18 protein-coding genes and 1 riboswitch are annotated in these 21,039 nt (G+C 41.6%); of the genes, 16 read left to right on the forward strand and 2 right to left on the reverse strand.

Annotated features, from left to right (window positions below; genetic code table 11):
• The first annotated feature begins 73 nt into the window (after positions 1-73).
• The 6 genes from HXT36_RS00465 (at position 74) to HXT36_RS00490 (ending at position 6,396) form a co-directional block, all read left to right on the forward strand.
• Positions 74-1,432 (forward strand): DivIVA domain-containing protein, encoded by a 1,359-nt coding sequence (locus HXT36_RS00465; RefSeq protein WP_421778829.1) that lies wholly within the window; start codon positions 74-76, stop codon positions 1,430-1,432.
• A 54-nt stretch (positions 1,433-1,486) separates the two neighbouring features.
• Positions 1,487-2,239, forward strand: a complete 753-nt coding sequence (gene recO, locus HXT36_RS00470) for a DNA repair protein RecO (protein ID WP_016787368.1) — start codon at positions 1,487-1,489, stop codon at positions 2,237-2,239.
• A gap of 86 nt (positions 2,240-2,325) precedes the next feature.
• Positions 2,326-2,427, forward strand: a riboswitch (TPP riboswitch).
• A 36-nt stretch (positions 2,428-2,463) separates the two neighbouring features.
• Positions 2,464-3,084, forward strand: coding sequence for an ECF transporter S component (locus tag HXT36_RS00475; RefSeq protein WP_004130359.1), 621 nt, complete (start codon positions 2,464-2,466; stop codon positions 3,082-3,084).
• Between the two features lie 168 nt (positions 3,085-3,252).
• Positions 3,253-4,176 (forward strand): ABC transporter substrate-binding protein, encoded by a 924-nt coding sequence (locus HXT36_RS00480; protein WP_421778830.1) that lies wholly within the window; start codon positions 3,253-3,255, stop codon positions 4,174-4,176.
• Positions 4,177-4,279: 103 nt separating this feature from the next.
• Entirely contained in the window at positions 4,280-5,521 is a 1,242-nt protein-coding gene (locus tag HXT36_RS00485; RefSeq protein ID WP_421778831.1) for a phosphotransferase enzyme family protein, read from the forward strand.
• 80 nt (positions 5,522-5,601) lie between these two features.
• Entirely contained in the window at positions 5,602-6,396 is a 795-nt protein-coding gene (locus tag HXT36_RS00490; RefSeq protein ID WP_248899302.1) for an isoprenyl transferase, read from the forward strand.
• A 26-nt stretch (positions 6,397-6,422) separates the two neighbouring features.
• On the opposite strand, the gene HXT36_RS00495 is transcribed toward HXT36_RS00490, so the two are convergent.
• Positions 6,423-7,652, reverse strand: a complete 1,230-nt coding sequence (locus HXT36_RS00495; protein WP_016635709.1) for a M20 family metallopeptidase — start codon at positions 7,650-7,652, stop codon at positions 6,423-6,425.
• 64 nt (positions 7,653-7,716) lie between these two features.
• A complete protein-coding gene (locus HXT36_RS00500) occupies positions 7,717-8,106 on the reverse strand; it encodes an MTH1187 family thiamine-binding protein (RefSeq protein ID WP_016635708.1) in 390 nt (129 codons plus the stop codon).
• Between the two features lie 167 nt (positions 8,107-8,273).
• Between HXT36_RS00500 and HXT36_RS00505 the strand changes: the two genes are divergently transcribed.
• The 10 genes from HXT36_RS00505 (at position 8,274) to HXT36_RS00550 (ending at position 21,009) form a co-directional block, all read left to right on the forward strand.
• Positions 8,274-9,794, forward strand: a complete 1,521-nt coding sequence (locus tag HXT36_RS00505) for a glycine--tRNA ligase (RefSeq protein ID WP_016635707.1) — start codon at positions 8,274-8,276, stop codon at positions 9,792-9,794.
• Positions 9,795-9,875: 81 nt separating this feature from the next.
• Positions 9,876-11,030, forward strand: coding sequence for a tRNA dihydrouridine synthase DusB (gene dusB, locus HXT36_RS00510; RefSeq protein WP_116438596.1), 1,155 nt, complete (start codon positions 9,876-9,878; stop codon positions 11,028-11,030).
• A 229-nt stretch (positions 11,031-11,259) separates the two neighbouring features.
• Positions 11,260-12,468, forward strand: a complete 1,209-nt coding sequence (gene ftsZ / locus HXT36_RS00515) for a cell division protein FtsZ (RefSeq protein ID WP_032835871.1) — start codon at positions 11,260-11,262, stop codon at positions 12,466-12,468.
• Positions 12,469-12,492: 24 nt separating this feature from the next.
• The gene (locus HXT36_RS00520) at positions 12,493-12,957 is read left to right on the forward strand and encodes a cell division protein SepF (protein WP_016635704.1); all 465 of its coding nucleotides are present in this window, start codon (positions 12,493-12,495) and stop codon (positions 12,955-12,957) included.
• Positions 12,958-13,168: 211 nt separating this feature from the next.
• The gene (locus HXT36_RS00525; protein ID WP_421779218.1) at positions 13,169-13,462 is read left to right on the forward strand and encodes a YggT family protein; all 294 of its coding nucleotides are present in this window, start codon (positions 13,169-13,171) and stop codon (positions 13,460-13,462) included.
• Between the two features lie 271 nt (positions 13,463-13,733).
• Positions 13,734-15,047 (forward strand): DivIVA domain-containing protein, encoded by a 1,314-nt coding sequence (locus HXT36_RS00530; RefSeq protein WP_016787380.1) that lies wholly within the window; start codon positions 13,734-13,736, stop codon positions 15,045-15,047.
• 68 nt (positions 15,048-15,115) lie between these two features.
• Entirely contained in the window at positions 15,116-15,610 is a 495-nt protein-coding gene (locus HXT36_RS00535) for a signal peptidase II (RefSeq protein ID WP_016808726.1), read from the forward strand.
• A complete protein-coding gene (locus HXT36_RS00540) occupies positions 15,603-16,559 on the forward strand; it encodes an RluA family pseudouridine synthase (RefSeq protein WP_016840741.1) in 957 nt (318 codons plus the stop codon). The genes HXT36_RS00535 and HXT36_RS00540 overlap by 8 nt, the downstream gene beginning before the upstream one ends.
• A gap of 52 nt (positions 16,560-16,611) precedes the next feature.
• Entirely contained in the window at positions 16,612-20,172 is a 3,561-nt protein-coding gene (gene dnaE, locus HXT36_RS00545; protein WP_421778832.1) for a DNA polymerase III subunit alpha, read from the forward strand.
• A gap of 147 nt (positions 20,173-20,319) precedes the next feature.
• Positions 20,320-21,009 carry a hypothetical protein gene (locus tag HXT36_RS00550; RefSeq protein WP_016635698.1) on the forward strand — a complete coding sequence of 230 codons (690 nt, stop codon included), beginning with the start codon at positions 20,320-20,322 and terminating at the stop codon, positions 21,007-21,009.
• Positions 21,010-21,039 lie beyond the last annotated feature (30 nt).

Consider the following 21,039-nt stretch of genomic DNA (forward strand, 5'->3'; position numbering starts at 1 on the left):
GTTTTTTGTTTATGCGTCTTAACAATCGCGTAAAGTGTATTGAATACGAATCTGTTCAGGAGGTCTATTGTTTATGGCGAGTAAACCTGATACCGCGCGTAATTCTTCGGGTATTGAGCGTGTAGGTAAGCGCAAGAAGGGTTACAGCGTAGAGCAAGTTAATGATTTTCTTGAGCGTGCTCATTCTTTGTATGAATCTAGCGACATTAGTCTTACTCAAAAAGATATTCAAGACGTATCTTTCGATCTAGAAGATGAAGGATATGCCATTCCTCAAGTAGATGCTGCTCTTTCTAGATTAGAGCGTGCAGTTGTAGATAAGACTACGCAGTACGAGATTTCTAATCGCGGCAAGGTTGTTTGGAAGGCGCAAGCAGACGAAGAATATAGAGTTTTGCTTTCTCATTCCCAGCGCGATTATAAAATGCGCTTTGATTCCGCGCAATCGCGTAAGCCTTCTTACGATAAAAAACAAGTAGACAATGTTGTAAATAAGTCGCTAGATAAGATTGCTGTTCTTCTTGGATATAATCCAGTTTGGGGAAGCAGTTTAAGCGATTTAGACAAAATTGACGCAATGTTTGTTTCTAATGTTCTATTTACTCAACGTTCTGGAAAACGAGGATATGACGAGCGTCAGGTGGACTATTATCTAAATGCTTGCGTTCGCTTATTAAGCAGACTTGAGTCTTATGATCGAGTTGCTAAGTATACAGACTTTGATCCTAGTGATTCTGTTGATTCTGCTAATTTTGGCGTTTCTGTTAAGTCTAATAATGATTTACAAGAAAATGTTGTTTCTAAAACATCTTCTGCGCCTAGTGTTGTTGAACCTAGTGTTGTTGCGCCTAGTGCTGTTGAACCTAAGGCAGCTCCAGCTCCCTCTCCATTAATGCCTCCAGCAATTCCTCCATCTATTCCTGTTGAGCATCATGCACAGAAGGCGATTTTTACTCCTCACTCTGTGAGTGTTGAAGCTAGTGGCGATACAGACGACGAAATGTCGCAAGCGTCTACTGTTATGCCTCCAGCATTCCCTCCGTCTTATGCTCCTAATGCTGCTTCCAACAATTTTGCTAATAACAATAATGATTTTGGAAAAGTTAAAGATGCAGAAAAGAAGGAAGATAGCGCGAATGTTGTTAGTGCGAATGCTGATGGTGTAAATAATGCAAATGCTAACAATGCAAGTAATAACAATGTAAATGATTCTAAATCCATTGGAGATTTGAATCTTTCGCTTCTTGCTTCGCCTAAGTTTGAGCCTTCGCAAAGTCTTAATTTAGATATTCCAGATCTTTCGTTCCCTGTTATGAACCATTTTGACACTTCGGTTGAAGATTCTTCTCGCGAAGCAAATAATGATTCATACGATTTTGACGATACTGGCGAATCTAATTTTGGCGGATTTGTAAACCCAAATCATAATTAATAATCTATTTTTCACTTAGATTTAGGGATTATACAAGCTAAGAGTTATTGATTAATGCCGTTATATAACGATGAAGCTGTTGTTCTTAAGACTTTTCCTCTTGGGGAAGCTGATCGAGTTATTGTTATGCTCACTAAAAAGCATGGCAAGGTTCGAGCTGTTGCAAAAGGTGTAAGGCGGTTAAAATCTAGATTTGGTGGGCGCTTAGAGCCATTTATGCGTGTTAATGCACTTTTTGCAACTGGCAAAACTTTTGATGTTATTTCTCAAGCGGTTTTAGTCTCGCCTTATGCTGGTAGCATTTGTGCGGATTACAATCTGTATAGTTGCGCTAGCATGATTGCAGAGATTGCAGACGATTTAGTCTCGTCTTGTTCGCAATATTCGGATTCTTGCTCACAATACAATCTTCTTATAGCTGCTTTGTCTGCTCTTTCTAAAAGTTTGCATAGTGCTGAATCAATCGCGCTTTCGTACGTTTTAAGAGCATTGCAATTAGCTGGATGGTCTCCTAGGTTAAATGAGTGCGTTATTTGTTCAACACGCAATGATTTAGACTATTTTTCGGCAGCTAGTGGTGGAGTTATGTGCTCTAAAGATCATGCTTTAGAGTCTATTAAGTGCAATGATCTAGCGCGTTTTCAAATGATTTCATTAATTAATGGCGATTGGCAAAATTTAGACGGAACAAGTATAGACGATTTAACATCTAAATGTGTTGAACAATGGTGTGAATATTGGTTAGAAAAGCCTATTAGATCTATGCGTTTAAGCGAAAAAAATTCTAATTCGCTGTATTTTGATTAGAGTTTCTATTATCTTAATGAGCGATTTTGTTAATTTTATGTTTGAATTTTATAAAATTTGTCCTCGCTGTCTGATGCAATATGAATGATATCAGGCACGGGTGCTCTTTTAAGAGCTGAGAAGATTACTGTCTAACCGTTTAACGTGAATCGGGTAATGCCGACGTACGGAGTTTTCTGCAGGGTCGCCTTTGTTTGATTGGTTAAAGATGAAAGGAGACCCTAATGGGTACATCTGTTGAAGAAGAGACCGTGCGTCCATCCTTGCGCTGGAACGTGGCTGATGTTACGCTCACGGTTGTTATTGCTGTAGCTTCTGGTATTATCTTCTGGGGCATCGGCTTGATTAGTGAGCCTATTTCTGCTGCTCTTAAGCTTATTCCAGTTCCAGGCGTTAGCGCATTGTACTATGGTTTGTTCTACTTCGCTGGTCCTTTAGCTGCTATTATGGTTCGCAAGCCAGGCGCTGCACTATTCGGCGAGTTTATTGCTGCAATGGTTGAGTTGACTGTTGGTAGCCACTGGGGCGGTATTGGTACCGTTCTTCCTGGTTTTGTTCAGGGCTTGTTCGCTGAGTTTGCATTCTTGTTTGTTATGTATCGCAAGTGGAACGTTGGTTTGACTGCACTTTCTGGCGCGTTAGCTGGTTTGGGTGGAATCGTTTCAACCTATCCGTTCTACTACGCAGGTGTTCCAATCTTTGGCGCATTCATGATGATTCACACACTTTGCAGCATGATTTCTGGTGCTGTAATTGGTGGTGTAGTTATGTGGTACTTGTACAAGGGTATTGCTGCTACTGGCGCATTGAGCCGTTTTGCTTCTGGCAAAGAAGTACGCGCTTAAGTCTTAACTTTTGCTAGTAAGATTTGATTTGTGGGCGGGGATTACCTCGCCCACTTTTGTAAAGTCGCAAATAAAAGTCGCAAGAAAAATCGCAAGTTAGCAGCGCGCAAAAGTCGCAAATAAAAGTCAAAATAAAATCACAAATCACTATAAAACAAAGGAGTTAGTATGCTAAGAGTACGTCTTGAATATGTGCATCCATGGACGAATCACACAGGAATGTACCTTGCAAGAAAGCGCGGATTATATGCGCAATACGGATTAGACGTAGAGTTTACAAGCACAGATACGGAGCGCGGAGATGTTCCAGCATGCTTGGAGCGTGGAGAAGTAGATATAGCTCTTGTTCGCTTAAATCAGCTTTTGGCTCATCAAAATGGTGCAAACAAGCTAACGTCATTTGCTGTAATGAATCAATCTCAAATTGGCGGAATTATAACAAATAAAAACACTGGTATTACGCGATTCAAAGATCTAGAAGGAAAGCGCGTAGTAATCCCTATGGGCGTTAAGCGCTTATACACGGAGCTTCAGCAGGCGGTTGCTGCAGACGGCGGTGACTTTAGTAAGCTGATTACAATTGATCCAGGCCCATGGGAGCCAGATATTCGAGCAGTAGAGCGCGGAATGTGCGACGCTTTTATTAACGTAGCTTGGTGGGAGCCATACCAGGGTTCGCTTCCATTTGACCAAGTTGTTGTTCTTCCATTCGATTCTATTGGCGTAGCTCCGCATCATTCTTACTATGTTTGCGCTCGCCAAGAGATGATTGAGCGAAATCCGCAATTAATACGCAACTTTGCAAGCGCAACAGTTAAGGGCTATGAACTTGCAGGAAAAGACCTGCAGGCTGGCGTTGATGCTTTGCAAAATGCGCTTTGCCATATTAGCCCAGAGGCTTTGCGCGCCTCGCTAGACGAAGTGATTCCGTCTTGGTACGACAAGAATGGTCGTTGGGGTACAGCAGACATGGCTTTGGTGGAAAACTACACTCGTTGGATGGGTGAAAATGGCCACTTAAGCGTGCCTCTTGATTGCGCGCTAAAGAGCCTAGAAAGCGGATGCGTAACAAACGAGTATTTGCCAGAATAGTCGGCCAGCATGTGCTTGAATCGCAAGCAACCGTGCATAAGCTAGTTGGTGTCAAATAATCTGCGAAAAACAATGAGCCTGTAGTAAATAATTTGGAGCGAATATGGAAAACGAAAGCAACGACCCTCAGCTAGATATTGTTGCTCAAAGATGGGCAAATGTTGATTTAGATGAGGCAAATATTGTGTGTTCTCTTTTAGAGAATCCGCTAGAAGCTGATTGCGTTTTAAGCCATAGTTTGCGCCCGATGGCTGCAGGTTCATTGATTCGCGCGCATTACAAAGATGATTCGCCAAAAAAATCGCAAAGTTTAGACGTTTATATTAAAAGATGCAGCACAAAAGTTAGGCAAGCAAGCACAATTAGGCCGTATCATCGTTTTGCTGAGCATCTTTTAAAAAATAAAATAAGCACGCCAAAGTACTTGTATTTTAACAAAAATAGCGAGTTTTTAGGTTTAGAAAAGAATACTGCTGGCGATATTTGTGGCGATACTTCTGGCAATATTTACGTAGACGGCACTCTTCTTGTAATAGGTGATTGCGCTTACGAAGTGACTTTAAAAGCTAGCGGAGAAGATAGATACAAAGACGCGTACACTTGGGATCCGCCTAAAACGTGTGAAGAAGCCAAAAATCTTGGAGTAATGATGGCAAAAATCGCCTTAGCTTCGCAAAGTTTTGACGAGCCAAATCCTAAGGAAATCAACGCTTTTCAATCAAGATTTAGTCTTTGTGCAAGCGAAGATGTGCAAAAAGCTGCAGAAGTTTGGTTAAAAAATAGACCTGATTTAGCAAAATTCTTAAAAGAGCAGAATCGTGATTTTGTAAAAGATTTAAGTGAATTTGCTCCAAAATGCAAAAAAATTTACGATTTGGGGTATGTGAATCTAAAAAAGCAGTGGACTCATGGAGATCCGCATATATCTAATTTTATGTGGAAAGATAGCTCTCCAAGCGCAGTATTTGACTTTGGAATGGCGTATAAAAACACAGCAATCTACGATTTGGCAATGACTTTAGAACGCAACACAATTCAATGGGTAGATATTGCGAATGGCAAAAAAGATTCATTTAGAACGGACTTAGTTAAGTCAATTTTGCAAGGATATGCTAGCGTTCGATCATTAACAGATGTTGAAAAAGAGCTGCTTCCGCTTGTTTTATCTGTAAGTCAAATCGAGCAATGCGTAGAATTTGTAGACTATTACTTAAAGTCAAATGGATCTTACGATTTTAAGATTTGGGGCTACGATACTGGATTCTTAGAGTATGCTAGATGGTACAAATCTTGCTTTGGGAAAAGATATTTGAATTATCTAACAGAAGTTTTGCAAAAAATATAGTGTGCTTTTTAGTGTGCTTTTTAGTCAAGCTTTGCAAAACGCTTTAGCTATTCGTTCAATGGGGTTGTTAGATTTTAACTATGAGTTTTGAAAACGTTGACTACACTTCGTTAAATATTCCAGCGGCTCCATTTAGTGATACTAGCCGTGTGCCAGATTTTCCTAAAGGTAAAGTTCCTCGCCATGTAGGCGTGATTATGGACGGCAATGGCAGATGGGCCAAAGAGCGCGGAATGATTCGCACAGAAGGGCATAAAGCGGCGGAACCAGTGGTTTTTGACACTATTGCAGGAGCAATAGAAGCAGGTGTTCGCTACTTAAGCTTGTACACGTTTTCTACTGAAAATTGGAAGAGATCTCCTCAAGAAGTGCATTTTTTGATGGGATTTTCTAGAGATATTATTCACCGCAGAGTTGCGCAAATGAATGAGTGGGGAGTGCGCGTGCGCTGGGCTGGAAGACGGCCGAAATTGTGGAAGTCTGTTATTGACGAGTTGGAAAAAGCTCAAGAAATCACAAAAAATAACACTACGATTGACGTTGTTTTTTGCTTAAACTATGGTGGTCGCGCGGAAATCGCAGACGCTTGCGCGGCAATTGCTAGGGAAGTTAAAAGCGGCAAAATTAAGGGCGATCGCATTAGCGAGAAGATGATTGCAGAACATTTGTATAATCCAGATATTCCAGATTGTGATCTTGTGATTCGCACTTCGGGAGAGCAGCGCACTAGCAACTTTTTGCCTTGGCAGGCGTCTTATGCGGAGCTTGATTTTGTGCCAGAACTCTTCCCAGATTATGGTCGCGAAGCGTTGTGGAGGTCAATCGACCGTTATGCGCATCGCGACCGCAGATTTGGTGGCGTAAAAACCGCTTAAACTTATCTGTTAGTAGAATTAATTTATTAGTCGCAAGCTAGCCATGCACAAGCTGCAACAACAGCTGATTCAAGTCCACGATTTAGAGTTGGTTGCAAATCTGGAGCAAAAGCTGGATTGTGGTTTCCTGGAGCATTTTTCATGTCTTCAAATCCACCTAATCCCCAGTATGCGTAAGGTGTATTGAAAGCGTTCGCGACTATAGAAAAATCTTCTGAAGCAGAAGCGCGCGAAATATTTACAGAGTCTTCTCCAAAGTATTCATCAAAAGCTTTACGCACGCGCAAAGATGAATTCTGATCATTATTCGTAAGCGGATAGCGGTCATAGTATGTAAATTCTGGTTTCTTAGGACATCTTGCAAGCTCGCACTCTCCGCGCACAATTCGCTCAATAGCAGAGTGAACAAATTTTTGAGTATCTTCGCTGTATGTTCTAGTATTAATCAAAAGTTCCGCATCGTCTGGAATAATGTTTGACTTGCTTCCAGCGTTTATTGCGCCGACTGTAACTATTGCGTAATCTTTAGCTGCAAGTTCGCGAGACACAATCGTTTGCAATTTAAGCACAATTGACGAAGCAACAATCACTGGGTCAACACTCAACTCAGGCATAGAACCATGTGAACCTTTACCAAAAATGTGCACACGAATCGAAGCTGCAGTAGTTAAGAACGCGCCCGATCGAATACCAACTGTTCCTGCAGGAATAGCGCCCAACACATGCTGACCAAGGTAAACGTCAGGCTTTGGAATAATGCGTGTAATGCCATTTTCAACCAAGCTTTTTGCGCCTTGAGCTGTTTCTTCTCCAGGCTGAAAAACGCCAATGTACGTTCCTCTCCAAGCATCTTTATGCTTGTTAAAAGCCTTCAAGGCACCAAGTAGGCTGGAAATATGAAAATCGTGACCGCAAGCGTGTGAAACTCCGACCGTTTTGCCATTTTCGTCTTGCGTGCTAACTGTTGAATTGTAATCTTTTCCTGAATTTTCTTTAATTGGAAGCGCATCAATATCCGCTCTCATAGCAACAACAGGACCTTCGCCGTTTTTAATCTCTGCCACAACGCCTGTTTTGCCAACTCGCTTTGTTTCAATCCCAGCTTTGCTAAGAATATCAATAATTGTTTGAGCTGTATGATCTTCTTTCATTGACAGTTCAGGATGTTGATGAAAGTATTTGTATTGTCTTTCTCGTTCTGCTTGGGTTTTATCTAAATCGGACAATATTTTCTGAACTGCCGTAAGTTGCAGCATAAATTCCTGCTTTCTTTTGTTTTGTTATAACTTTGTTGAGTTTTGAGATTATTTGATTTTAGTTTTATTTTTCTTTATTTCGTTCTTCAAGAATCTTGTCTACAAGAGCAGCTTTTGCGTCGATTTGACCGCTAAAACCAGGGCGAATGTCTAGTTTTAAGATAACGCCTGTGCGGTAGCCTTTTTCAACAAGAACCATAGTTGCGTCTTTTACAACGCGCATAACGTCGTCGAATTCGCCTTCGATGTTTGTAAACATTGCGTTTGTTTCGTTTTTTAATCCAGAATCACGAATCACTTTAACGCAATCTGCTACGTATTCGCTAAGTTCTTCGCCAACTCCGCTAGGAGCAATGCATAATGCTGCAACTGTATTAGTTTTGTGGGAATTTTTGTTATTGCAAGTATCGCAAGTCTTGTTATCGTTAGTCTTTTCAACATTGTTTTCGCTCATTTTAGATCCTTTCAAAATGCAAATGTGTGTTCAAAATTATGCTTACACTTTATTGTATTCGCTTAGCTTATATATGTAGCTTTATACGTTTCTATTAGCGTCACAGGGTTTTTCTATAATAAACACCGTTTCACCCGAATTTTCTAGATTTACGAAAAAGGTGTATTGTGGCTGTTTCAAAACTTGATGAAGTTGTGTCGCTGGCTAAGCGTCGTGGATTTGTGTTCCCAGCTGGAGAGATTTACGGCGGAACTCGCTCCGCGTGGGATTATGGCCCTTTGGGCGTTGCATTAAAAGATAATATTAAGCGCGAATGGTGGCGTTATATGGTCACTACTCGTGGCGATGTTGTTGGCGTAGATACGTCTGTTATTTTGCCTTCTCAAGTTTGGGTTGCGTCTGGTCACGTTTCTGTATTCAACGATCCTCTTATTGAGTGCTTGAATTGCCATAAGCGCCATCGTGCAGATAAGTTGGAAGAGTCTTATGCCGAAAAGCATGGCGACAAGATGCCAGAGAATGGCTTAAAAGACATTGCTTGCCCAGATTGCGGTACTCGCGGAAATTGGACGGAGCCTCGCGATTTTAACATGATGCTTCGCACGCATTTGGGGCCAGTAGAAGACGAAAACAGCTTGCATTACTTGCGACCAGAAACAGCGCAGGGTATTTTCGTTGATTTTAAGAACGTTATGACTTCTACGCGTCAAAAGCCGCCATTCGGCATTGCAAACATTGGTAAGTCTTTCCGTAACGAGATTACGCCTGGAAACTTCATCTTCCGCACTCGCGAGTTTGAGCAGATGGAAATGGAGTTCTTCGTAGAGCCTGGAACCGACGAAGCTTGGCATCAATATTGGATTGACACTCGCGTAAATTGGTATGTTGATTTGGGCGTAAAGCCAGAGAATTTGCGCATGTATGAGCATCCTAAAGAGAAGCTAAGCCATTATTCCAAGCGCACTGTAGATATTGAATACAAATTCGGATTCCAAGGATCTGACTGGGGAGAGCTTGAAGGCATTGCAAACCGTACCGACTACGATTTGTCTGCTCATGCTAAGCATTCTGGCGAGGATTTGAGCTACTTTAACCAGGCAACTGGCGAAAAGTACGTGCCTTACGTTATTGAGCCTGCTGCTGGCCTTACGCGCTCGCTTATGGCGTTCTTGGTTGATGCTTACGACGTTGACGAGGCTCCAAACACTAAGGGTGGAGTGGATAAGCGCACTGTTCTTAGACTTGACCCTCGTTTGGCTCCTGTTAAGGCTGCTGTTTTGCCATTGAGCAAGAAGCCAGAATTGCAATCGGTTGCTCAAGATTTGGCTGCGGATCTTCGACAGCATGATTGGGTTATCGATTACGATGAGGCTGGTGCTATTGGTCGCCGCTATCGCCGCGAAGACGAGATTGGTACTCCTTTGTGTGTAACAGTTGACTTCGATACTTTGGAAGATCACGCTGTTACAATTCGCGAGCGCGACACTATGCAACAAGAGCGTGTTTCCTTAGATAAGGTTGCAGATTACGTAGCAAGCCGCATTAATGAAAAGCGCGTTAAGTATCCGCAAGGTCCTGTAGAGATTGTTGGAACTCGCGCTGCAGATGGCGGTGTGGATGTTTCTAAGGAAGGCGGCGTTGACGAGTCGCAGCCTGTAAAGATTGCTCAAGCTGGCGGATTGTACTAATAAGTATTTAGTAAAAGTCGCTAGTAAAAAATCGCGTAAAATCGCTAGCAAAAATATTAAAGTGAACGGAGTTAAAGCAATATGGATTTTTCTATTAAACCAGTGGATTTAGGGAAAATTCATATTGCAACTCCTGTTGTTTTATCTCCAATGGCTGGTATTACTAACTGGCCTTTTCGCGTGATTTGCCGAGAGTACGGGCCAGATGGCTTGTATGTTGCAGAAATGATTACTGCACGCGCACTAGTCGCAAGAAATCCAAAAGCCTTGCGTTTATGCCGTTTTGCGCCTAGCGAGAAAGTGCGCTCCTTGCAACTTTACGGAGTAGATCCTTTAATTGTGGAGCAAGCTGCTCGAATTGTTGTTGACGAAAATATGGCAGATCACGTTGACTTAAACTTTGGCTGCCCAGTTCCTAAAGTTACAAGGCGCGGCGGCGGTTCTGCTCTTCCTTGGAAAACAGATTTGCTTCAAGAGATTTTACATCGCGTTGTAAGCGTGTGTAATCCAGCGGGAATTCCTGTTACAGCTAAATTCCGTGTTGGAATTGACGAAGCTCACGAGACTTTTATGCAAGCTGGCCATATTGCGCAAGAAGAGGGTTGTGCGGCTGTTACTTTGCATGCGCGTACCACTGCAGAATATTATGGTGGTCATTCCGATTGGAGCCGTATTGGCGAGCTTGTAGAGGCTTTAGATATTCCTGTTTTTGGCAATGGTGATATCTGGGGCGCGGACGACGCTCTTGCAATGTTTAAAGAAACAGGGTGTGCAGGCGTTGCTATTGGTAGAGGCTGCCAGGGGCGTCCTTGGATTTTTGCAGATATTCGCTCTGCCTGCAATGGCAGCGATAATCGCGTTAATCCAAGTCTTGGCGAAGTTTGCAAGGTGATTTTAAGGCATTTGGAGCTTCTTGTTGACTTTTATGATGGCGATGAGCGAATGGCAGTTCATGACTTGCGAAAGCATATTGCTTGGTATTTGAAAGGCTTCCCAGTTGGAGGAGGAACTCGCAAAAGCTTTATGGAATGCGAGTCTATTGATGACGTTCAACGCAATATTGATGCGTTAGATTCGTCACTTAAGCTTCCTGAGCAGATTTTAGACACGCCGCGTGGTCGAGTTCGTTTTGCTAAAAAAGTTCATTTGCCATATGGCTGGTTGGATTCAAGAATTACTACTAGCGAGGAGCGCAAAGAGCTTTTTGGCAATGATCCAATGGATGCTAGCTACTAGCGTTTTTCTAGAGTTTTCTAGGGTTTAGTGGCTGTTAAAAATGGCGTCTAAACTATTGCTTAATGTTCCAAACTTTTGTTGATAAAACGCCTTAAATATTTGCGTATAGCACGGTGTATTATCGAATCGGTGACATTTTTTAAGTTTTTATTTGTAAAACGTCGCCATTATCGAGCGTTTTGCGCTAAAGTATTGCGTAAAACGTGCGTGTGAGTGACAGGAGACAACGGTGAGCGAGATTGCCCAGACTGACAATTTCAACGACAAAACCATAATCAAGGTAGTCGGCGTCGGTGGAGCCGGTGGTAACGCCGTCAACCGAATGATCACCGAGGGTTTGCAGAACGTAGAATTCGTAGCTATCAACACTGATGCTAAGGATTTGTTGCGTTCCGACGCTGATGTAAAGATTTCATTATCTGATGCTTCAAGTCGTGGTCTCGGTGCTGGTGCTGATCCAGAAAAGGGTGCAAAAGCTGCACAAGATCATCAATCCGACATTGAAGAAGCATTAAAGGGCGCCGATATGGTGTTCGTAACTTGCGGCGAGGGCGGTGGAACTGGTACAGGTGCAAGCCCAATAGTTGCGCGAGCTGCACACCAGCAAGGTGCTTTAACAATCGCAGTAGTTACGCGTCCTTTCGGGTTTGAAGGCCCTCAGCGTGCTGCATCAGCAAAACTTGGTATTGAAAATCTTCGTAAAGAAGTCGATGCTTTGATTGTTATTCCAAACGATCGTTTGTTGGAAATTTCAGATCGAACTATCGGAATTATTGAAGCTTTTAAGACGGCAGATACCGCATTGCTTGCAGGCGTGCAAGGTATTACCGATTTGATTACCATGAATTCTTATATTCATGTTGATTTTTCGGATGTTACCGCCGTTTTGCGTGGTGCTGGAACCGCGCTGTTTGGAATTGGCGCTGCAAAGGGAGAAGACAGAGCTACTCAAGCTGCTGAAATTGCTATTAGCTCCCCATTGCTTGAAGAGAGCATTGAAGGCGCTCACGGTGCTTTGATTAATATTGCAGGTCCAAGCGATTTGAAGTTGCAAGAAGCAAGCGCTGCAACAGAACTTGTTCGCAAGGCAATTCATCCAGAAGCCCAGATTATTTGGGGTCTTTCTTTGGACGATTCTTACGGAGACGAAGTTCGCGTTACTGTTATTGCTGCTGGTTTTGATTCCCACCCTAAGGTGGAAGACGATAAGGCTGGTGCTTTTGTAGATATGCAAGCAGGAGTTGATTCTGTTGCCCCAGCTCAGTCAACAACTCCAGTCGCGCCTTCCGCAAAGCCTGTTGTTGCTGAAGAATCTTCGCAGCCTGTTTCTTCTATGTTTGATTCTGTTGCACCAAGCCAGAATTATCAAGCATCGGCTTCTAAAGATAAGCCTCAAGACGAACCAGACGAATTGGATATTCCTGATTTTCTACGTTAAGCATAGCGATAGGAGGGCAGCTTAATGGCTGGCTTTATGAAGAACATGATGTCTTACGTAGGCATGAGTGATGTTCAAGACGACGATGATTTCGTTGATTCTCAAGCGCAAGAAACTTCGTTTGACAACGATCACAACGTTGCTCCTATAAGTCTGCATAATTCAGAATCGCAGTTGGGTAATGGCACTGCTTCTCGTGCTGGAGCAGTCCGCATGAGTCGCATTACAACGATTCATCCAAAGTCTTATGACGATGCTCAATTAGTTGGGCGTGCGTTAAGAGATGGAACTCCAGTTGTTTTGAATCTTACTGGTGTTAGTGAATCTGTTGCGTATCGCATTGTTGACTTTTCTGCTGGAGTTGTATTTGGTGTTCGTGGGTCTATTGAGCGAGTAACGCCAAGAGTGTTTCTTCTAAGTCCTTCGCAAGTAAACATAAAGGTTGAAGACGCTCCTAATGGCGGTTCTGCTAGAGAATTGTTCTCGTAAAGATACAAGCTTAGTAACAAAGACCGCTTATAGCATTTGCTTTATGCGTTATTTAGATTTAAGGCAGAGTCTCTTTGAGATTTCTGCCTTAAATTATCTAATATCAATTATCGAATAAAAATTATTTAATAACAAAAATCTTCTTAACTTTTATTGTGATGATTGTTTACTTGTGATTGTTTTAAGAAAGTTTATTTACGGAAGTGAGTTTATGATTTTTAACAGCTTAATATTAATCATTAATCTTTTTCTAAGCGCATACTTAACAGTGCTATTTATTCGCGCAATTTTAGACTGGATTCCAATCGTATTCCATTCATTTAGGCCAAATGCGATTGTTAGAAAATTTGCTCAAATCATATATTATTTAACGGAACCGCTTTTAAGATTTGCGCGTAGATTCATACCATCCGTAAGGCTTGGTAACATAAGTTTAGACGTAAGTTTTATGGTTGTTTACTTTTTGATAATTGTTTTACAAGTGATTTTATCTATGATCTATTAAGATTTTTTTTATTAAGACTTTAAGAATGTTTACTATACGCGCGCAATCGCCACTATTCTTAAATGATATTCGTATTATTATCTATTAATCACATTATTTACTAAACATTTACTAAACGTAAGTCTTCATAATAAAAATAAGTCTGAATAATAAAATATTGGCAGATTTCGTAAAAAATAATTACTTTTTACACAATTTTTTCTATGGACGTGATAGCATCGAAGAGATATATCAAAAGGGCTGCGCGCCCAAAAGTGAGGTGTAATGCATTATGGCTCTGTTAACGCCTAAAGACATTCGCGAGCATACCTTCCAGATCGTTAGATTCAAGGGAGGCTATGACGTTGACGAAGTTGATGACTTTTTAGATCAGGTTACAGAAACAATCGAAGCGCTTGGTCAGCAGGCCGTGCAAGGACTCGGGGCTTCTACGCAGTCTCTTGGCGCTGATGTTGCTAGCTTAAACAATAAGATTGCAGACTTAACAAATCAGGTTGAATCTTTAACTAAAGAAAATAATGATTTGCGAGAAGCATCCAGCAATGCAAGCAAGAGTGATAACGATCTTGCAGCAAAGCTTAAGGAAGCGGAAGAAAACAACCGTGCATTGAGCGAGCAAAATCAGCAGCTTAAGGAGCAACTGGATGGATTGGGTGCTCAAGTAGATCAGCTTACCGCTCAAGCTGCAAATGCAGATAATGCTAAGGCAGACGCTGATAAGAAGATTCAAGAAGAGCTTGAAAACGTTACGCGCGAGCGCGATGACTTCCGTGCAAGCAGCGAAAACTTGGGTCGTGAGCTAGAAGAGGTTCGCCAGCAGCTTGTTGTAACTCAGCAAGAAAATGCTAAGGTTCAAGATCTTAACAAGCAGCTCGAAGAATCGCATAAGCGAGAAGAACAGCTTCGCGAGCAAGTTTCTAAGATGGAACCAAGCACAGAAACTGGTAGCTTGCAAAAGATTGCAGGCGCTGGTGCGGAAGCTCAGGGCTCGGAGCCAGAGCGTGCTACTGCTATGTTGACTCTTGCAATGCAATTGCACGATCAATATGTAGACAAGGGCAAGGCAAAGGCTCAGCAGATTGTTGAAGAAAGCCAGGCACGCTATAACGAGATAATTGCCAAGGCAGACGAATACTCTGGTCGCACGCACAGCGAGGCTGACGAATACAATAAGCAAACTCGCGGGGATGCGGATGATTATTCGGTTCGTACTCGCGGAGATGCCGATGCTTATGCGGCTCGTGCTCACAACGAGGCAGACGCTTACTCGGGCAAGGTTCGTCAAGCTGCGGATGACTACTCCAAGCAAACTCACGATCAAGCTGATCAATACGAAGCAGAAGTTCAGCACAGAGCTGCGGATTACGATTCCACTACTCGCACTTCTGCAGACGCATATGCTCGCCAAGTACGTGAGAATCTCGAGAAGCAAACTAAGGTTATTGAAGGAAACATTCAAAGCCTTAAGCAGTTTGAAACTGAGTATCGTACTCGCTTGACCGACTTCTTGGGTCAGCTTGTTGCTCAAGTTTCCGACGAAAACACGTATACATCTATGGAAAATCAAGATAAGCAGGATAAGTAGTATTTACTAGTATTTAGTAGTATTTACTAAATCCCTTTAGATTGGAAAATACATTGACGCATAGTTATGTGCGTGTAGAACGGCTGCGTAATCGCGCAGCCGTTTTTGCACTGATTGCTTTTATTGGCGTGGTTTTAGACCGAGTAACAAAAGTTTGGGCTTTAGCGGCGCTTAGTGGTGGAAAAAACATTGAGATTCTTCCACACTTGCTCTCTTTTACTCTTGTTAGGAATCCTGGAGCATCTTTTGGCTTAGGCTCTTCTTTTACTTGGGTTATTAGCGTGTTAGCTTGCGCTGCTTGCGGTGCTATGACTGCTGTTATTAAGCACACAAAATCCTTATATTGGACTATTGCGCTTGCTTTAGCTTTTGCTGGAGCTTTTGGAAATCTTATTGATAGAGCGCAATATGCTCAGGGCTTTTTGAACGGAAAAGTCGTAGATTTTATAAACTACGGATGGTCCGTTGGAAATGTTGCAGATATTGAGCTTATGTTTGCAGGAATCGCAGTTATATGCCTTATTTTGATTGGGATTCCTCTTATAGAGCGCGCTGATGAGTGATATTCGTTTTACAGTTACGAGTCAATTTGCAGGATGCAGGTTCGACGTATGTTTGTCGAAGCTTATGGGAGTATCGCGTGCAAACGCAATATCGCTAATCGATAGTGGCAAAGCAAAAATCTTAAATAGAAAGTCGCAAAAATCGTCTATTTTGCAAGAATCAGATGTGATTGTTGTAAATAAAGAAGACGATTGTGCTTGCGATTGTGCTACTGCTCGCGATTCTTCCAGTAATCCTCAAAGCCAGCCTTCTATATGCGATTTAGAAATCGTATACAATGATGACGATGTTGTAGTAATAAATAAGCCTGTTTCTGTGGCGTCTCACGCAGCAAAAGGGTGGAACGGGCCTACTGTTCCAGAATGCCTAGAAGACGCTGGGATTAAAATAAACACAACGCTTTGCGACGAATCACGCAAAGGAATCGTAAGCAGGTTAGACGTTGGAACAAGCGGCCTTATGCTCGTTTGCAAAACGGATTTTGCGTACGAAAAGATGAAGCAGCAATTTGCTAGTCATAGTGTTAAAAAAACTTATACGGCATTAGTGCAAGGAAATTTGGAGCAAAACAAAGCGACTATTGAAGCTCCGATTGGAAGGTCGAAAGTATCTGACTTTAGGTTTACTGTAACTAAAAATGGCAAGCCAGCTGTAACGCATTGGGATGTTTTGGAGCGCTTTGGAATTGCAACTTTAGTTAGCGTAAATTTAGAGACGGGTAGAACTCACCAAATACGCGTGCATTTTTCTTCGATTGGCCATCCATTAGTGGCGGATAAAATGTATGGAGCAAACCCAAAACTCGCAGAAAAACTAGAGTTACAACGCCAATGGCTTCACTCAACTAAGCTAGAATTTAAGCATCCTAGAACAGGAAAATTAGTTAAGCTTGAATCGAAGTATCCGCTAGATTTGCAACACGCTTTACAAGCCGTGCGACAATTATAAAAGCGAGCATATTTAGCAAAACAGGTCATATTGCATCTATAAAATAGCAAGCATGACTAGGCCAGAAACAAACTTTGTACATTTGCATAACCACACGCATTATTCGCTTTTGGATGGTGCTTCAAAGATACCAGACCTAGTAGCGAGTGCAAAAGAATTGGGTATGCCAGCTATTGCTATTACAGACCACGGCAATATGCATGGCGCGTACGAGATGTGGAGCACGGCTGTAAAAGCTGGGATTAAGCCGATTATTGGAATCGAAGCTTATGTGACTCCAGAAACAGCCAGACAAGACAAAAGCCGAGTTCATTGGGGAACGGACGCGCAAAGAAGCGACGATGTTTCTGGCGGTGGTTTGATTACTCACATGACAATGTGGGCCGAAAATGATGAAGGCTTAACAAATTTGCTTAAAGCATCGTCTATAGCCAATTTGGAAGGTCGCGTTATGCGATATCCTCGAATGGATAAAGATGTGCTTTCAACGTATTCTAAAGGCGTTATAGCGTCTTCTGGATGTCCGTCTGGAATTATTCAAACGCGTCTTCGTTTGGGTCAATTTGATGAGGCTTTACGCGCTGCAAGTGAGTTCCAAGATATTTTTGGTCGAGATAATTTCTTTATTGAGCTTATGAATCACGGGCTTTCTATTGAAACACGCGTTACAAAAGATTTGCTTGAGATTGCTAAAAAGTTGAATGCTCCTCTTCTTGCTACTAACGATTTGCACTATGTGCACGAAGAAGATAGAGAAGCGCAAGATGCAATGCTTTGCATTAATTCTGGATCTCGCTTAGATGATCCAGATCGTTTTAAGTTTGACGGTTCTGGCTATTATTTGAAGTCTGCTGAGCAAATGCGTGAGCTTTTTAAGGAGTTTCCAGAAGCTTGCGATAATACGCTTGAGATTGCGCGCCGTTGCAATGTTATGTTTGATGACGGCGAAGATGGCGCTTTTATGCCGCAATTTGATTGTCCTAAAGGGTGGGATGAGACTTCGCTATTCCTTAAAAAAGTTGAAGAGGGTTTGGAACGCAGATACAACAACAATGTTCCAATGGAAGTCTTAAAACAAGCAGACTACGAGTGTGGCGTTATATGCCAAATGCAATTTTGTGGCTACTTTTTAGTTGTTGCAGACTATATTAATTGGGCAAAAGAGCACGGGGTTATGGTTGGCCCTGGACGAGGAAGCGCTGCAGGAGCAATGGTGGCGTATGCAATGGGCATTACAGAGCTTGACCCAATGAAGCATGGTTTGATTTTTGAACGATTCTTAAACCCAGAGCGCGTGTCTTTGCCAGATATTGACGTTGACTTTGATCCAGAAGGTAGAGCCAAAGTTTTGGAATACGTTGGCGAAAAATATGGAAAAGACAAAGTAGCGCAATGCGTGATTTATGGCACGATTAAAACTAAGCAAGCTCTTAAAGATGCTGCTCGAATAATGGGTTATGAGTTTTCTGTTGGAGAAAAAATTACAAAGATTTTGCCTCCTGCAAAAAATGGCAAAGATATGAGCTTGCATGAAATTTTTGACGAAAAGTCAAAGAGATACGCGGAGGCTCGTGAGTTCCGTGAGATGTACAAGGATGACCCAGATACAAAGCTAATTACAGAAGAAGCAAAGGGTATTGAAGGCTTGATTCGCCAAACGGGTGTGCATGCTTGTGCAACGATTATGGGTTCGGAGCCTATTACAGATACGTCTCCTCTTTTGGAGCGCACTGATGGCACAATTACAACAACTTTTGAGTATCACACTTGCGAAACTCTTGGCCTAGTTAAGATGGATTTTTTGGGTCTTTCTAACTTAACGGTTATTAGGGATACTATTCGAAATGTTGAGAATAATCGTCATACAAAAATTGATTATACGAAAATACCTTTAGACGATAAAGAAACTTACAAACTTCTTGCAAGAGGAGATACTTTAGGAGTTTTCCAGCTTGATTCCGACGGTATGCGTGCGCTTCTTCGCACTCTAAAACCAGATAACTTTAACGATATTTCTGCTTTGATTGCGCTTTATAGGCCAGGTCCTATGGATATGGATTCCCATACAAACTACGCTAAGCGCAAGAACGGTTTGCAAAAGATTACGCCTATTCACCCCGAAGTTGCAGAGCCGCTAAAAGATGTTTTAGGCGAAACTTATGGTTTGATTGTGTACCAAGAGCAGGTGCAATCTGCTGCGCGTATTTTAGCAGGGTATAGCCTTGGCAAAGCAGATGTTTTGCGTAGAGCTATGGGTAAAAAGAAGCCAGAAGTGTTGGCTAAAGAGAAAATCCCGTTCTTTAAAGGTATGCAAGAGCATGGGTATTCTAAAGAAGCTGCTCAAGCTGTGTGGGATGTTTTAGTTCCATTCTCTGGTTACGCGTTTAATAAAGCTCATTCTGCTGCATACGGTTTGATTTCATATTGGACTGCTTACTTAAAAACGCATTACCCGGTTGAATTTATGGCTGCGTTACTCCAAAACGAACGTACGAATAAAGATAAGACTGCACTGTATTTGGGTGAAGCAAGGCGCATGGGAATTCGCATTTTACCTCCTGATGTTAATGAATCAGTATTAGAGTATTCTGCTGTAGGCAATGTTGTGCGATTCGGTCTTGGAGCAATTAGAAACGTTGGAGATAAAGCTGTAAAAGATATTATTGCTGAACGTGAATCTTCTAGAGGACGTTTTGTGAATTTCAAAGATTTCGTTAAAAGAGTTTCTTTCGATGCTCTTAACAGAAGGCTTGTTGAATCTTTGATTAAAGCTGGAGCTTTCGATTCTATTGATCCTAATAGGCGTGCTATTTGGGAAATTTGTGGACAAGCGATAGATTCCGTAATACCTATTAAGCGTAGGCAATTGGAAGGTCAGTTTGATTTATTCTCTAGTATTGATGAAGATAATACAGATAATCTGTCGTTAGGCGATGCTGAAATAAATGTTCCTGATGTAGAAGAATGGGATAAAAAAACAAAGCTAAACTTTGAGCGTGAGATGTTAGGACTTTATGTTTCTGATCATCCTTTGAGCGGTCTTTCTGCTGTTTTAAGTAGCTTGAGTGATATGAGTATTGCTGAATTGATTGATAAAGCAAAAACTATGAATGAACGCACTAAAGTGACTTTAGCTGGTCTGATTACTGGTGTAGATAGACGTGTTTCTAAACAAGGTAATGCGTGGGCAATAATCACATTGGAAGATATGGAAAGTTCCATACAATGTATGTTTTTCAGCAAAGCATACGAAGCTGCTGCAAATGATTTTGCGATTGATCAAGTAGCTCAAATTCGAGGTGAAGTTGAGGTTCGCGATGAAACAGTTTCTTTGCGTGGTAAATATTTTGAAATACCTTCTTTGGAATCTATAGATTCAAGACCTCTTAATATTGTTCTTCCTAATATGAGTATCGATAAATCTAAATTAGACAAGTTGAGTTCTATATTATGTGAGCATCCTGGGTGTTGCGAAGTAAGACTTGCTTTGATTGACTCTAAGGGGCGCGCAAAAGTCTTAGCTTTTGGAGATAGATTTAGAGTTAAGCGAGATATGTCACTTTTTGCAGAGCTAAAAATATTGTTTGGCCCAGCTTGTTTGCCAGGCGCCTAAAATGAGCCGATTAAAATAAGCTAATCGCGTAGAATATTCTTAGAGTGTTTTAGAGTGATTTTAAGCGTTTTAAGAAGTGGTAAAGATAAGTAAAGATAAGTAAAAACAAGTAAAAATAAGGCTTTTTGATTTAGAAGGTAAAAAGATATGTGTAAAGATAACGACGATTTGAATAAAAGCAATAACGTTAGTGATAATAATGGAGTTAATGGCAATAATGGCGTTGGCTCCAATGATTCCAACGATGTTCGTACTTCTTTTACCGATAAAGAGCTGGAAGATGCATTGCTTGGTTTTGAAAAAGAGTTTAGCGAAGAGCAAAATCGTGATTCAATCGATGATGCTGTAAAAAAGATTGAGCAAGCAGATTTTGAAGAAGATTTGCAAGGTTTGCTTGGAAAAAAGGCAAAGTGCGCGCTGTTCTTAACAGCTATAGAGCCGGGAGAGCTTCTTGCATCTTTTTGCAAAATGGCTGGAGTTAATGCGGATTGTTTTAACGATGAAAATGGTGGAGTCGCAGTTTTACGTGATTTAGACGAAGATAATCCAGAAAAATCAGTTAAAAAATTTACCGACTATTTTCGTGGAATGCCTGCTGTTCTAATGGTAAATCGCGCTAATAAGATTGATGCAAAAGTTTATGAATACAATCGAGGCGTTTTAGACGTTGTTCCTCCTATGATTCTTGCAATGGCTGCTAGATGTGTTGAAGACCTTATGATTTGTTACTCAAGTGTTAAAGATCTTAAAGAATCTGGGATTGAAGTTACAAGTACAGATGATTTAAGCGATGATCAAGCCAAAGAGATTTTTTATAAATATGGCAAAAAGATGTAATCCACGTTAAGTAGATTGCTATTAGATTGC

The organism is Gardnerella sp. DNF01144 (genome assembly GCF_049244245.1).
In the GTDB taxonomy this organism is placed as follows: Bacteria; Actinomycetota; Actinomycetes; order Actinomycetales; family Bifidobacteriaceae; genus Bifidobacterium; species Bifidobacterium piotii.

What these genes read in the sequence shown, in the direction of transcription:
- HXT36_RS00500 (WP_016635708.1), bottom strand. Translation starts at nt 8,106, where the DNA reads ATGAGCGAAAACAATGTTGAAAAGACTAACGATAACAAGACTTGCGAT.
- HXT36_RS00485 (WP_421778831.1), top strand. Translation starts at nt 4,280, where the DNA reads ATGGAAAACGAAAGCAACGACCCTCAGCTAGATATTGTTGCTCAAAGA.
- HXT36_RS00530 (WP_016787380.1), top strand. Translation starts at nt 13,734, where the DNA reads ATGGCTCTGTTAACGCCTAAAGACATTCGCGAGCATACCTTCCAGATC.
- HXT36_RS00465 (WP_421778829.1), top strand. Translation starts at nt 74, where the DNA reads ATGGCGAGTAAACCTGATACCGCGCGTAATTCTTCGGGTATTGAGCGT.
- HXT36_RS00540 (WP_016840741.1), top strand. Translation starts at nt 15,603, where the DNA reads ATGAGTGATATTCGTTTTACAGTTACGAGTCAATTTGCAGGATGCAGG.
- HXT36_RS00525 (WP_421779218.1), top strand. Translation starts at nt 13,169, where the DNA reads ATGATTTTTAACAGCTTAATATTAATCATTAATCTTTTTCTAAGCGCA.
- HXT36_RS00495 (WP_016635709.1), bottom strand. Translation starts at nt 7,652, where the DNA reads ATGCTGCAACTTACGGCAGTTCAGAAAATATTGTCCGATTTAGATAAA.
- HXT36_RS00475 (WP_004130359.1), top strand. Translation starts at nt 2,464, where the DNA reads ATGGGTACATCTGTTGAAGAAGAGACCGTGCGTCCATCCTTGCGCTGG.
- recO (WP_016787368.1), top strand. Translation starts at nt 1,487, where the DNA reads ATGCCGTTATATAACGATGAAGCTGTTGTTCTTAAGACTTTTCCTCTT.
- HXT36_RS00550 (WP_016635698.1), top strand. Translation starts at nt 20,320, where the DNA reads ATGTGTAAAGATAACGACGATTTGAATAAAAGCAATAACGTTAGTGAT.
- dnaE (WP_421778832.1), top strand. Translation starts at nt 16,612, where the DNA reads ATGACTAGGCCAGAAACAAACTTTGTACATTTGCATAACCACACGCAT.
- HXT36_RS00490 (WP_248899302.1), top strand. Translation starts at nt 5,602, where the DNA reads ATGAGTTTTGAAAACGTTGACTACACTTCGTTAAATATTCCAGCGGCT.
- HXT36_RS00480 (WP_421778830.1), top strand. Translation starts at nt 3,253, where the DNA reads ATGCTAAGAGTACGTCTTGAATATGTGCATCCATGGACGAATCACACA.
- HXT36_RS00520 (WP_016635704.1), top strand. Translation starts at nt 12,493, where the DNA reads ATGGCTGGCTTTATGAAGAACATGATGTCTTACGTAGGCATGAGTGAT.
- dusB (WP_116438596.1), top strand. Translation starts at nt 9,876, where the DNA reads ATGGATTTTTCTATTAAACCAGTGGATTTAGGGAAAATTCATATTGCA.